The 12,706-nt window shown below is 34.1% G+C and carries 11 protein-coding genes; 3 read left to right on the top strand and 8 right to left on the bottom strand.

The window, feature by feature from the left end; all coding sequences use genetic code 11:
* Positions 1–5 precede the first annotated feature (5 nt).
* The 5 genes from FLV_RS07365 to FLV_RS07345 all read right to left on the bottom strand — a co-directional run bounded on the left by FLV_RS07365 (position 6) and on the right by FLV_RS07345 (position 3,865).
* Positions 6–584: a DUF4833 domain-containing protein gene (locus FLV_RS07365; protein WP_243232426.1), complete on the bottom strand. Its 579-nt coding sequence runs from the start codon at positions 582–584 to the stop codon at positions 6–8.
* 199 nt (positions 585–783) lie between these two features.
* On the bottom strand, positions 784–1,215 hold the full coding sequence (locus FLV_RS07360) for a GtrA family protein (protein WP_243232424.1): 432 nt from the start codon (positions 1,213–1,215) through the stop codon (positions 784–786).
* A gap of 1 nt (position 1,216) precedes the next feature.
* Complete coding sequence (locus tag FLV_RS07355; protein WP_243232421.1) at positions 1,217–1,903, bottom strand: CDP-alcohol phosphatidyltransferase family protein; 687 nt, start codon at positions 1,901–1,903, stop codon at positions 1,217–1,219.
* Positions 1,904–2,043: 140 nt separating this feature from the next.
* Positions 2,044–2,850 carry a phytanoyl-CoA dioxygenase family protein gene (locus FLV_RS07350; protein ID WP_243232418.1) on the bottom strand — a complete coding sequence of 269 codons (807 nt, stop codon included), beginning with the start codon at positions 2,848–2,850 and terminating at the stop codon, positions 2,044–2,046.
* 226 nt (positions 2,851–3,076) lie between these two features.
* Positions 3,077–3,865, bottom strand: a complete 789-nt coding sequence (locus FLV_RS07345; RefSeq protein WP_243232415.1) for an SDR family NAD(P)-dependent oxidoreductase — start codon at positions 3,863–3,865, stop codon at positions 3,077–3,079.
* A gap of 334 nt (positions 3,866–4,199) precedes the next feature.
* Here FLV_RS07345 and FLV_RS07340 point away from each other — a divergent pair, with 334 nt between their 5' ends.
* Together FLV_RS07340 and FLV_RS07335 are read left to right on the top strand one after the other, a co-directional pair.
* The gene (locus FLV_RS07340) at positions 4,200–4,649 is read left to right on the top strand and encodes a response regulator (protein ID WP_243232413.1); all 450 of its coding nucleotides are present in this window, start codon (positions 4,200–4,202) and stop codon (positions 4,647–4,649) included.
* A 10-nt stretch (positions 4,650–4,659) separates the two neighbouring features.
* On the top strand, positions 4,660–8,283 hold the full coding sequence (locus tag FLV_RS07335; protein WP_243232411.1) for a PAS domain S-box protein: 3,624 nt from the start codon (positions 4,660–4,662) through the stop codon (positions 8,281–8,283).
* Positions 8,284–8,359: 76 nt separating this feature from the next.
* Here FLV_RS07335 and FLV_RS07330 read toward each other — a convergent pair whose 3' ends face one another.
* Positions 8,360–9,118 (bottom strand): DUF1349 domain-containing protein, encoded by a 759-nt coding sequence (locus FLV_RS07330; RefSeq protein WP_243232408.1) that lies wholly within the window; start codon positions 9,116–9,118, stop codon positions 8,360–8,362.
* Between the two features lie 103 nt (positions 9,119–9,221).
* Between FLV_RS07330 and FLV_RS07325 the strand changes: the two genes are divergently transcribed.
* The gene (locus FLV_RS07325) at positions 9,222–9,992 is read left to right on the top strand and encodes a response regulator transcription factor (RefSeq protein WP_243232406.1); all 771 of its coding nucleotides are present in this window, start codon (positions 9,222–9,224) and stop codon (positions 9,990–9,992) included.
* Between the two features lie 2 nt (positions 9,993–9,994).
* Here the strand turns inward: FLV_RS07325 and FLV_RS07320 are convergent, their stop codons facing one another.
* Both FLV_RS07320 and FLV_RS07315 read right to left on the bottom strand, forming a co-directional pair.
* The gene (locus FLV_RS07320; protein WP_243232404.1) at positions 9,995–10,651 is read right to left on the bottom strand and encodes a DUF1080 domain-containing protein; all 657 of its coding nucleotides are present in this window, start codon (positions 10,649–10,651) and stop codon (positions 9,995–9,997) included.
* A 222-nt stretch (positions 10,652–10,873) separates the two neighbouring features.
* Positions 10,874–12,097, bottom strand: a complete 1,224-nt coding sequence (locus FLV_RS07315; protein WP_243232400.1) for a T9SS type A sorting domain-containing protein — start codon at positions 12,095–12,097, stop codon at positions 10,874–10,876.
* Positions 12,098–12,706 lie beyond the last annotated feature (609 nt).

Here is a 12,706-nt window from a genome sequence, read left to right as displayed (position 1 = left end):
TCAGGTTATTTCAGCAACATCCTCTCAGTAATTGTTTTATTTGAAGAAAGATCAATTCCGGTAACTTCGGCATACTTTACATTTGGTAACCAAAAAGAGCCCCCTTCAATGCGTACAAATATTTTTTCTACCTGTATTTTTTTCTGATTTACATTTACAAAAACATGATATTTTTGATCTGAATCTAGCTTTTTCAGGGTTAAGGGTAATTTTTTATACGATACAAATTGGAGTTCAAACTCTTCATTATTTAAAGTTTTACTTTCTATTCCGTATGCAAATTTGCGTTGTATATAACTAAAATCTTTTTTTTCTCCTTTCTCAGCATATCGAATCCAATACGCTTTTATAGGATTGCTTTTGTCTATTTTTCCATTTTCCTGATAGTTTATGGTATAAATAGCAGTATTTGTATTTGGGTCCCGCTGAATATAAAACAGCATATTATCTATATTTTTAGGCGTAGGAAAATGTAGTGGCGACAGATTTTTGGATTGTGCCAATAGATTTCCGGAAATTATAGTTACTAAGATCGTTATAACGATTAGTGATTTTGTAAAATATTTAAGTGATAATTTATTCATAACGAAATATTATATAACCCGTCGGGTGTGATTATTTTAAACACATAGACACATAGATTTAGGACGCTCAAAAAAGGCGTTTCACTTGTTTAAAAAAACATTAGTAGCTATGTGTTAGAAACTAGTTTCTTTTTATATTCTTTTAACGAATATAAAACCTATGTTTCTATGTGTTAAATCATTTTTTTAACTACACGAATTAATTTGATTCAATTACATTCTGTTTTGGGCTTATCCTAAAAACCCAGTACTTAATCAGTGGGTAATTAAAACCATAAGAAACAAAAAGATCCGTGATTAATCTTCCGATTCTGTAATCGATTTGAAATACTTTTTGCAAAATAAGCGTACCAAATGATTTTAAGGAAATGCTTCCCAATACCACCAACGCAAATTTAAAAAGCTGATTATTAATGTTGCTGCTATAACCAGATTGATTTTTAAAAACCCAAAATCTATTGATGCTGAAATTGATAATGGCGCCAACGGTTCCGGAGATTAGAATAGAAATGGTAAAATGCAGTTTGAATATTTCGGTTAATAAAATCATTACCCCATAATCCGTAACGCCTCCTAAAAATGCCGCAACTTGTGCTTTTAGAAAAGTGAAAATGGATTTTTTTCTGAACATATCAGTCTTGGTTTTTATCTCTTAAATCGCCTAACTTTAATAGTTTAAAGCTATCTACAGTATTGATTATAAGTAGTGTAATAGTGATTAAGCCAGCCAAATAGGTAATTGATCCCGGATATAAAACTTCTGTGGTTAAAATGAAAGCAATAATAAATCTAAGTTCTGTTGGACCCACAAAGCCGGAATCTATACTGTACTCATTTGTAATTTTGTACCGCAACTGGCTGATGATAATAGACCAGCCATACAGTGCAACAAAAGCAAAGGCTACTATTTGAGTGCTCTTTTCAGCATAAATGTAATAGCCAAAGCCTATCAATACAATACCAATCCAATCGGCAATAATATCGAGTGCAAAACCATACCAACGGCGCGGAATATTTCTATAATAAGCCAGTCTTCCGTCTAAAGAATCGCCTAACCAATTTATAACCAAACCAATAATACCCAAAAGCAAATACCAATTTGTTATATAAGTCCCTAAAACAAAAGCTAAAAAAATCAAAACTGATCCAAGCGTACCAATGAAGGTGAGCAAGTTTGGCGAAATGAATTTAGGTACTTTTGGAAGTAAAAATACAATCGTTAACTGTTCTGCTCTTTTTAAAATATTAGTTCGCTTACGGTCTGAAAATGTTCTTTGGACAATTGCACTATAATCTGCTGCTTGTGTTTCTGTTCCCATTAATAGCCCAATTCTAGTTTTGTAATTTTTAATTTTATTTTTCTTAGCGTATTTTTAAGAAAATCTGTGGTACTTTTTAGTTTACCTGATCTAACCAGATAACTATATGCGATGATAATAAGCATAGATAAAAAAGATGATTATTTAACAATTCCTGCAAAACGTTGATAAAAAACAGTTGGACTGTTCTCATCTTTAGGAGCGTATTTTCCAGCTATAATTGGAACATAAATAACCCTTCTTCTGCTTTCTTCGCCACGGATTGATGATTCTGCAACTCTGTGCCACAAACGGCCATCGTGAATGGTTAAATCTCCGGCTTCCGGATTGATAGAAATTTCCTCTGGATCGGCTTTATGATCTAAAAAGTATTTTTTACGAAAAAGCATTTGATAAACACTTTGCTTGTGAGTGCCCGGAATGATTTTAAGGCCGCCATTTTCTGGTTTTAAAGTGCTTAAATGAATACCTACATTGAGCATCGGGTTTAATTTTCCACCATAAAAAATATCTCTCAAACCATCTGTATGCCAGCCCATTTTAGCAAACTTACTTTCCGGTCCGTTGATATAATGATTAAAAACCATTCCGTCTTTTTCTTCAGTACCTAATCTTGCGCCATCACCTGCTAGTGGCAATAAAGCACTAAATCTTGGATCAAGTAAAAGACCGCTTAAGGTTTGATGATGCTGATTGATAAAAGCAAAACGTTGTACAATAGGAGAACCATCTAAATCTTTTCCATATTTAATTGGAACACCATTTACTTTTTGAAGGTCGTTGTTAATCCATTTTTGCTCCACTTGTTTTGAGGCATCAATGATGGATGAAACCGTTTCCGGATTTATGAATTTTTTGAAATGGATGAAGCCATGTTCGTTAAAAAAGGCAATTTGCTCATCAGTTAATTGCTCAGTAAGGGTAAAGGTTTTATAAGAAGATACCATGATATATATGTATTTATTAAATGAAATAATTGGTTTGAAATTTTATCTAAAAGTTAGCAACAGCAACAACAACAGCAACGCATTCGCATCTTTGTGTGCATTCCGCTTTTAGTAAAATTAAATATATTTCTTTTATTATACATGTTCTATCGAATTAGTAGACATTGCAAATGTAATATAATTTTTCAGTTGCAAAGAATATTTTTTTAATTTTTTTGAAAAAAAATTAAATTTTATAAATTCCGGCTGCCGTTTTTTCGATAAAAGCCTTTGGTAGTATGCGGTTGGCATAAACCGAAATGATATTGGTAAAACCCGGAATCACTTCTGATTTTTTACTGAACATGGCTTTTACTGCCATTTTTGCAACTTCATCAGGCTGCATATTGAACTTTTCAGCCATTTTGCCAAGAGCATCTAAACCAGCTCTCGAAGCAAAACCGGTAGCAACCGGACCCGGACTAAAACAGGTTACTGAAATGGAAGTTTTGCCAAGTTCGAAACGCAAGGCACGGGTAAACGATAAAACAAAAGCCTTTGTAGCCGAATAAACAGCCAGCGTAGGTACAGCTTGGTAAGCAGCAGTACTCGATATATTTAAAATGTAGGCTTGTTTTTGTTGTGAAAGTATGGGTACTAATAAATGTGAAAGTTCTACCACAACATTCATGTTAAGCTGCATCATGCCAAGCTGATCGGTTAGAGAAGACTGACTAAAATCGCCCCACACCCCATAGCCGGCATTGTTAACTAATAAGCCAACCGGATAGTTATTCGTTTTTATCCAATCGGTTACTTTTAGCGATGCACCATTTGTCGAAAGATCAATCGGAAAAACAGGAGCATTGATACCGTATTTAATCTGAAGATCATCAGATAGTGCTTTTAATTCCTCGTCACTTCTTGCAACAAGCAATAACGGATAACCCAGTTTAGCCAATTCATAAGCAATCGATTTTCCAATGCCTTTGCTGGCGCCGGTAATTAAGGCATACGGTTTAGTTTTTTCGCTCATTTTATTAATTTAATCATTCAAATATAAAAATTAATTTCTTATATAGTAATACATTAGATAAAGAGTGAAATTTCCTTTTTTTCTCTAAAATTATTCTTTTGATAACAGGCCAAACTTTATAGATAATTATTAAATATAAAAACTCAAAAACATTAATTTATCAGTATAGTAATATGTACTGGTAGTGAAATTAGTTTTATATTAGCAGGAATAAAATATTTTTTGATTCGAAATCTACTGAAAAGAAAGTAAAATAAGCTAAGAATAAATACAATTTGTCGATTCAGAAATGATTTTAACCCAGTTTAAAATTAACTAAACTTATTTTATGCAAATGAATAAACAGATTTATAGTGTTCTATTAGCTGACGATGATGACGATGATTGTATTTTTTTTAAAGAAGCACTCGATGAACTCTCACTGCCTGTAAAGCTTGTCACTGTTAATGATGGTGTTGAACTTATGGGTTTTTTAAAAGCTAATATTTCAGGGAGTTTACCCGATATCCTTTTTTTAGATTTAAACATGCCCCGCAAAAATGGTTACGAATGTCTTACGGAAATAAAAGAAATTGAAGAGATGAAAGGACTTTCGGTAGTTATTTTTTCAACTTCACAGGATAGTGAAATCGTCAATTTGATGTACGAAAAAGGAGCTGTTTTTTATATCCGAAAACCAGGTGATTTTTCTAAGTTAAAGAAAGTGATAGGAGAGGCGCTTGCTAAAGCATCCGAAAATAATTTTAAGCAGCCTGCCAGAGAGCAATTTATTCTTCAACCCTAATCTTTTTTTCATGAGCTTTACTGATCAGGAATATTATTTTTTTGCCGATGGAGGAGAAATGGGTGAGTTAATACGCTCTAAGGACTGGAGTAAAACAGCTGTTGGTAATCCTGATACCTGGTCACAAAGTCTTCGTACAATGGTGTCGGTAATGCTTAATAACCCTTTCGGGATGTATATAGCCTGGGGAAACGATTATACCCAATTATATAATGATGCTTTTCGGCCTATTTTAGGAGCTTCAAAACATCCGGATGCTTTAGGGATTAGTTCGAAAGAAACATTTTCAGAAATTTGGAGCACCATAGGTTCTATGTTTGCTGATGTTATGAAAGGAAAAGCAGTTGGTTTTCCTGATTTTATGGTAGTGTTAAACAGAAATGGATTTGACGAAGAGTGTTATTTCGATTTCTCTTACAGTCCAATAAAAAATGAAAATGGAGAGGTTGGAGGTATTTTAGTAACCGTAATTGAAACTACAGAAAAGAAAAAAGCAACTGAAGCATTAAAACAAAGTAATGCCAGATTCATTAATAATATCATGCAGGCTCCCGTTGCTATGTGTGTGTTTAGAGGCAAGGATCATATTGTAGAAATTGCAAACAAACAAATGATTGAGCTATGGGGAATAGAAGCCGAAAAAGTAATAAATAAACCCATTTTTAAAGTATTACCTCAGTCAAAATCTTTAGAAGATTTATTAGATAATGTTTTTCAGACAGGTAAAAATTTTGTTGCAAATGAACAGCTGGTAAGATTAGTTCGAAAGGGCGAGACAGAAAACACCTATGTTAATTTTGTCTACGAAGCCCTAAAGGATACTGATGGAACAATTTCGGGTGTTGTGGCAATTGCAATTGAAGTAACTCCACAGGTTTTGGCCCGGTCAAAAGTAGAAGAAAGTGAACAAAAAATTAGGCAATTAGTAGAGAATGCGCCTTTTCCTATTGGTGTTTATGTGGGGAAAGAAATGCGTATTGAACTCGCTAATCAGTCTATTATGGATGTCTGGGGAAAAGGAAATGATGTAATAGGTAAATTATACAAGGACATTTTGCCTGAACTTGAAAATCAACAGGTTTTTGAACAGCTCAGTGCTGTATTTGAAACCGGAGAGTCTTTTCATAGTAAAAACACCCGGATAGATCTTGTTATACAGGGTAAATTAGAAACTTTTTATTTTAATTATAGCTTCACGCCTTTATATGATGTCAATGGAAATATATATGGTGTAATGAACACTGCTGCTGACCTGACGGATTTAAACTTGGCTAAGAAAAAAATAGAAGAGGCTGATAAACGTTTCCGAAATACTGTTAAGCAGGCTCCGGTTGGAATTACTATATTAAGAGGATCGGAGTATGTGGTTGAAATGGCTAATGAAGCCTATCTTAAACTGGTTGACAGGGAAGAAAACAGTATTATTGGCAGGTCGCTATTTGACTCTTTGCCGGAAGTTAAAGAAAGTGTAAGTTCGTTATTAAATGATGTTTTAACAACTGGAATTCCTTTTCATGGATATGAAGTCCCGATTCCATTAAATCGCTTTGGAAAACTACAGACTTCCTATTTTGATTTTCTTTATTACCCATTAAAAGAAGAAGACGAAACCATTTCAGGAATTATTGTAACCGTGACTGAAGTTAGTGAAAAAGTTAATGCCCGAAAAAAAATTGAACAAAACGAACAAAGACTTAATATTATAGTTGAAGCAAGTGAACTTGGAACATGGGAATTAAATGTAAAAACCAAAGAACTGCGTTATTCTGCAAGATACCTTGAAATTATTGGAGGATATAAAGAGCTGGTAGATTTAACGCATGAGCAATTACTCGCACATCTTCATCCTGATGATCTGCACATCCGGAATAAAGCATTTGGTGAAGCGCTGCTTTCAGGGAATTTAAATTATGAAGCACGATTAATCTGGAAAGACAAGTCCATTCACTGGATGGAAGGAAAAGGGAAAGTGTTTTATGATGAAAACGGTAATCCTGAAAAATTAATCGGGACAATAAGAGATACCACTGTCGAAAAAAATCATCAGCAGGCAATAGAAGAAAGCGAAAAAAGATTCCGCTCCTTGACAGAAAGTATTCCGCAGCTTATTTGGGAAACAGATGAAAAAGGAAATGCATTATTCGCATCAGGAAAATGGCTGGAATATACAGGAATTCAGCCAGATGGAGAAGCCGAATGGAGAGCCATGATCCATCCCGATGATTTTGAGGAAAATGCAAAAATATGGGGTCATTCTTTAGCAACCGGAGAAGGATACAGAGCAGATGTCAGAGTTAAAAGTAAAGAAGGAACTTACAGGTGGCATGCCGTAATTGGTGAGCCGATTCGAAATGAAAAGAATGAAATTATAAAATGGGTAGGGGCATTTACGGATATTCATGCTGAGAAAGCTTTTGCACATGAATTAGAACAACAGGTTAATGCCCGTACCAAAGAATTAAACCTGATAAATGAATCTCTCAGAAAAAGTGAAGAACGTTATCATTTAATGGTAGAAGAAGTACAGGATTATGCTATTTTGTATTTGAATCATGAAGGAATAGTAGAGAATTGGAATATAGGGGCAGAAAAAATCAAAGGATACAAAACCGGGCAAATTGTCGGAAAATCTTTTTCTGTTTTTTATACAGAAGAAGACCGGAAAAACAATCTTCCTCAAAAGCTGCTGCAAATTGCCCGAGAAAAAGGAAAAGCAGTACAGCAAGGATGGCGTGTTCGAAAAAACGGAACCCTGTTTTGGGCAAGTGTGGTCATAACGGCTGTTCATAATAAGCAAAATGAGGTTATTGGCTTTTCAAAAATGACGCACGATCTTACAGAAAAAAAGGAAGCAGATGACAAACTGAAACAAAATGCTCTGGAACTCGAACAAAAAAATGCCGAGCTGGAACAAATGAATAAAGAACTTCAGTCGTTTGCCTATATTTCAAGTCATGATTTACAAGAGCCTCTGCGAAAAATACAAACTTTTGCCACCCAGATCATAGAAAAAGAATCTGATAATTTATCTGATGTTGGAAAAGACAAATTTCAAAGAATGCAGAATGCCGCTAAGCGAATGCAGACTTTAATTAATGATCTCTTATCTTATTCCAGAACCAATATTCAGGAAAGAGTGTTTGAAAAAACAGATCTGTCAAAAATTATTGATGAAGTAAAAGAAGATTTAAAAGAAGAACTGGAGCAGCACGGCGGAGTTATCGAAAAAAACAGAACATGGCCAATAGATGTTATCCCTTTTCAGTTCAGGCAGCTGCTCTACAATTTAATAAGCAATTCTCTGAAATTCTCTAAACCGGGAACGCCTCCGGTAATAAAAATTGACAGTGAAATAATCAAAGGGGCAACGCTGAACGATAAAAAAGCAAACAAAAGCAGTAACTATTGTCATATCAGTATTTCAGATAATGGTATTGGTTTTGATCAGCAGTATAGCGCAAAAATATTTGAAGTTTTTCAGCGGTTACATGGTAAACTTGAATATACAGGTACAGGGATAGGACTGGCTATTGTTAAAAAAATTGTAGAAAACCATAACGGATTTATTACAGCAAGCGGTGAGCAGGACAAAGGAGCCATTTTTGATATTTATATTCCTGTAAATGAAGCCTGAAATAAAATAAGCATAAGTTTAAAACTAAAAACTCCAAAGCAATAGTTTTGGAGTTTTTTACAATAATACTTGAAAATTAAATTCCTAAACGAAAATCGCTGACGCTTTTTTGTTCTAAGGAAATTTCTTCAAAATAACTGGTTGTGCCTTTGTCAACCGGACATTGTGTGCTGATTCCTGTCCAAATTGATGCAGGATAATTGTTTTTGTATAGTCGGACCAATTGCCAGTTTTTATTATCTAATGAATAGTAACTGGCAACAGTATGGGTATCTGATGAAATTTTCATATAGACAGTTTTTTGCTTAACGATGTCATGGTTGTTATCGTCAGAAGTTCCAATTGTACGAACGGTTACCATTCTCTGATTACCGCGTTCATCTTGTTCAAAACAAAATTTTTGATAAAAATTATCATGAACATACAAATACAAAACACCCGCATTATATAATCCTGTTTTTGTGAATTCCGGACTCACTTTTGCGATAAGTGTAAAAGGTTTGGTATTGTCCAGTTTAGATAAAAGAATTGGTGCAGTATTGTTGGATAATTTGTTGTTTGGATCTGAAAAATAATCTTTTTTCTCACCAACATGAAAGAGTATATTGTTTTTGATATCAACTTTCGCGAGTGTATCTGCGCCATTAATTGATTTTGTAAAATGAATTTTTGTTAGTTTAATGTCGCAGTCGGTACCGCGCACAAAAGCAGAATCCGTAGATTTTGTAATAGTGTTTTCCGGTTTAGATTCAGTATTGTTTTTAGCGTTTTTTTCGCAGGAGGATACAAGCAGAATCCCGAAAAAAGTGCAATAAGTAAGAAGATTTGGTTTCATAAAATTTTTTGTTAGAAATAAAAATCATAATTTAATTTTTCAAATTTACATTTGCTTTACTACATCGGCAATACGTAAAATTAACCAATTTATAAAAACAGTTATGTCAAAGGAATCTATCGAAGATCAGTTAACTTCTACATTATTACAGCAAAAGTTCTTGGAGGAGGAAATTTTTGATATAGAAGATTATAAAAAATCTGTTTCTGCCTATGTAGCTATTGAGCAATGTGTGGCGGTTCTTTCTGATTTTCAGGCTGATTGCAGTTATATTTACACCGGTAGTTTTGGAGGGTTTTTCGGTCTTCCGTCAGTAGATTCGGTTATTGATTCTGCTTTTGAAGACTGCATTTTCAATAAAATAAATCAGGAAGATGTTACGGAACGTCATGCTTTAGAATTGCAGTATTTCCAATATCTTAAAAACCTGCCCGGCGACGAATATCGAAAATACAGTACTTTTAGCCGTTTGCGAACTTCAGAAGTAGTGAATGGGCGTTATATCAGTCATCGGACAATCTATCTTAAAAAAAATCCCAACGGCAGTATCTGGCTGGCACTTTGTTTATACGCACCGTCGACCGATTTTCAGGCAAGATCCGGTATTGACGGCAGGATTGTAAATATGCAGACTGGTGAAGTAATCGCTTCTGAAAAATACAAGCCTTATGCAGAAACCCTGCTTTCAAAACGAGAATTGGAAATTCTTAATCTTCTGTCAGAAGGAAATAACAGCGTTAAAATTGCAGAAAAACTCTGTATTTCAGTTTATACAGTGCGTCGTCATAGACAAAATATAATTCAGAAAATGCAGGTAGCCAATACAACAGAAGCTTTAAAAACAGCATTAGTCATGGGACTTGTTGAGGTATAATTTTATTCTTTGGAAATGTTTTTGAGGATGATGTTTTTAAAATCAATAGGAGCCCCTTCATAATTTAAGGAAATTTTACCCTCTGTTGCAGTAGCTTCCACACATTCGTTAACCAGTTTTCCGTTAAGATATTGTGTGATTTTTCCGTTGAAAGATTTGATCACAATAGTATTCCATTCACCATAAGGTTTTTCATTTTCGCTAAATTTGGCAGAAGTTACGCTGGCACCTGCTTCAATAAGCTTGCCGTTTACTTTTGCAGTTACCTGATCAAGAAAGATGAAATCGCCCGTAGTATTTTCTTTTATTTGAAATTGAATTCCTTTTGGCCAGATCTTATCCGGATAATCAGCAGGGATGTTGTACATAACACCGCTGTTTTTTTTGTTTTTTGTTTTAAACTGCTCTTCGATATTCCATCGGTATGCTAAACTAAGTTCAAAATTTTTATAGCTTTTTAAAGACATCAGGTAGCCATTCGTTTCTCCGTACATTCTGATTACTCCGTCTGAAAACTCATAGACTTTCGATGGTTTTTGTTTTTCGGTACTGGTTTTTGTAAATGCATACCAGTCATTTTCTGATAAGCTTTTTTGCTGAACAGCACATGAATTTAAAAGCAAAAGAAACACAAAAGCAAAAGTTATTTTTGGGAACATAAATAAAAATTTAAAAACGAAATTGATCTGATTGTTTAATAAGGTAAAAATAGTAAATAGAAAAGGTAAGAGTTTGTTTAAGATTTATTTTTTTTTCAAAATTTGAGAATTGACACTAATTTAGTAAGGTTTAAATAGTTTTATAACTCAGTGATATCAAGAAATACGAAGAGGCTGTTTCATTTTTATGAAACAGCCTCTTTTGATATAAAAATAACGGTTTTATTTTACAACCACTTTTTTAGTAGCTGTACCATTTGCGGTTTCTACTTTCACAAAATAAACTCCTTTTGCCTGAGTAGATAAATTAACTGAATTTGTATTACTTATAGAAAGGATCAGTTTTCCGGCAACATTAAAAACAGTAATCGTTTTTACATCAGCAACGCCATTAACAGTAACTAAACCGCTGGTTGGATTTGGAGATACAGTAATACTGGCTTCTTTTAATGTATTATCATTAATGCCTAATGCGGGGTTTGTGTATAAAGTAGTGGGTACTGTTTGTGCAGTCAAAATATAAGCTGCATTTCTCCAAAGGGTCAAAAATTCATTTGTAACATTTTTTCCATCTCCGGCAGCGATTGCTCCATAATTACATGCAAAAGTAATCATATCTTTTGTGCCTAACTTATCGTTTACATCTGTTCCCAGTTGAGTTCCGGCAGGAAAACGATTTATTAATAATGAATTGGTGTTTGAAGTAGTCGAAATAGCAGTACCAGCAGCAATAGTTCCGCTAGTACCGGCTAATAAAGTTGCAGTGCCAGGGGTAGGGGTAGTGATTTCTAAATCATTAACAAGAGAAAGGCCTTTAACAGCAGCAGTTGCCAGGGCTCCAGAAGCTACGGTAGCTCCAAGATCAGTAGCGCCTGCAAAGAAAATAGGAATGCTGGTGCCTGTGATTCCACTAAAGATTGGGTTGGCCTCATTGCCAGGAACTACTTGAACAGCCAAACTACTTGAACTTACAACATCAGACGCTGTTCCTGTAGTAGAAGTTATAGTTCTGTTAGCTCCCTTTTGGAATGTAAATGACTTGTTATAAATAAGGGGAATGTTTAATGCACCAAGTTTTCTGAATGCAAGTATTCCAGTTGGTTTGATAGCATTAGCAGTAGACCCCCAGGTTTCCTGCATTATTATTAAATCGGGTGCAAGCGTAGCGATTTCTACATCTACATTTACATTTGTAGCAAGATCTAATCCATTAGCATCACACGAATAAACGGTAACAGTAAAACCGGTGGCTGTAAGCATTCTGGTAATAGCATCGCTTCCGGTAACCGTTGCGCTGCCTGTTTGTGAAGCTGTAGCATCCATAGTCTTGCTGAATTGTATATAGGCTACTTTTTTCTGTGCCATCATTTGAGTCGGTACCAATGCTGTTGATACTAGCAAAACGAGTACAATTGCTAATTTGTTTTTGAGTAATTTTTTTGTCATAATTTATAAAAATTTAATATTAAAAATATGGATACAATTTTTTTAATGGTAAATTTATAAAAATAACTAAATAAAACAATTGATTTTGGGAAAATTTGTAATCGATTACTGGATAAATTTTAAAGCGTAAAGTATTGTTAAAATTGAATGTGATGGGAAGCCACATTTTTCCTGATTTTTATTTAAAAAATAAAAATCAGGAAAAATGGAAATAGTGAATGATAAATTAAAAAATGCTTCGTAAAAAGCGATGAGGCTATTGTTAAACAGACTCTTAATCCGTTAATTGTAATTATCAAAAGGTCAGTTCGAGGAATAATTTTTTCACAAAAAAGCAATATAAAATGGTGTTACAACATCTCGTCAGTTCGAGTAAATTTTGTGAAAATGCAATAGCTTTTTTACAAAATTTGTATCGAGAACCGTTTTTAATACTAATTATGACCAACGGGTAGACTCTTAATAATGGAGAAAGATATTTATAAAAAAATCCCGTTTTTCAAATCAATGAAAAACAGGATTTTTTGGTAACAGTTTTTTAAATATAACCCGTTGGGTGAAATTAAAAATGAGTGTCAGGCTGAGTCCGTTCGTCTTCGCTCAGGATAA

It is taken from the genome of Flavobacterium pectinovorum (assembly GCF_022802975.1).
Classification (GTDB): Bacteria; Bacteroidota; Bacteroidia; order Flavobacteriales; family Flavobacteriaceae; genus Flavobacterium; species Flavobacterium pectinovorum_B.
The sequence above is the reverse complement of the archived record's forward strand: the minus strand, read 5'-3'. Positions and strand labels throughout refer to the sequence as shown.

What these genes read in the sequence shown, in the direction of transcription:
- FLV_RS07320 (WP_243232404.1), bottom strand. Translation starts at nt 10,651, where the DNA reads ATGTTCCCAAAAATAACTTTTGCTTTTGTGTTTCTTTTGCTTTTAAAT.
- FLV_RS07345 (WP_243232415.1), bottom strand. Translation starts at nt 3,865, where the DNA reads ATGAGCGAAAAAACTAAACCGTATGCCTTAATTACCGGCGCCAGCAAA.
- FLV_RS07355 (WP_243232421.1), bottom strand. Translation starts at nt 1,903, where the DNA reads ATGGGAACAGAAACACAAGCAGCAGATTATAGTGCAATTGTCCAAAGA.
- FLV_RS07335 (WP_243232411.1), top strand. Translation starts at nt 4,660, where the DNA reads ATGAGCTTTACTGATCAGGAATATTATTTTTTTGCCGATGGAGGAGAA.
- FLV_RS07360 (WP_243232424.1), bottom strand. Translation starts at nt 1,215, where the DNA reads ATGTTCAGAAAAAAATCCATTTTCACTTTTCTAAAAGCACAAGTTGCG.
- FLV_RS07340 (WP_243232413.1), top strand. Translation starts at nt 4,200, where the DNA reads ATGAATAAACAGATTTATAGTGTTCTATTAGCTGACGATGATGACGAT.
- FLV_RS07315 (WP_243232400.1), bottom strand. Translation starts at nt 12,097, where the DNA reads ATGACAAAAAAATTACTCAAAAACAAATTAGCAATTGTACTCGTTTTG.
- FLV_RS07365 (WP_243232426.1), bottom strand. Translation starts at nt 584, where the DNA reads ATGAATAAATTATCACTTAAATATTTTACAAAATCACTAATCGTTATA.
- FLV_RS07330 (WP_243232408.1), bottom strand. Translation starts at nt 9,118, where the DNA reads ATGAAACCAAATCTTCTTACTTATTGCACTTTTTTCGGGATTCTGCTT.
- FLV_RS07350 (WP_243232418.1), bottom strand. Translation starts at nt 2,850, where the DNA reads ATGGTATCTTCTTATAAAACCTTTACCCTTACTGAGCAATTAACTGAT.
- FLV_RS07325 (WP_243232406.1), top strand. Translation starts at nt 9,222, where the DNA reads ATGTCAAAGGAATCTATCGAAGATCAGTTAACTTCTACATTATTACAG.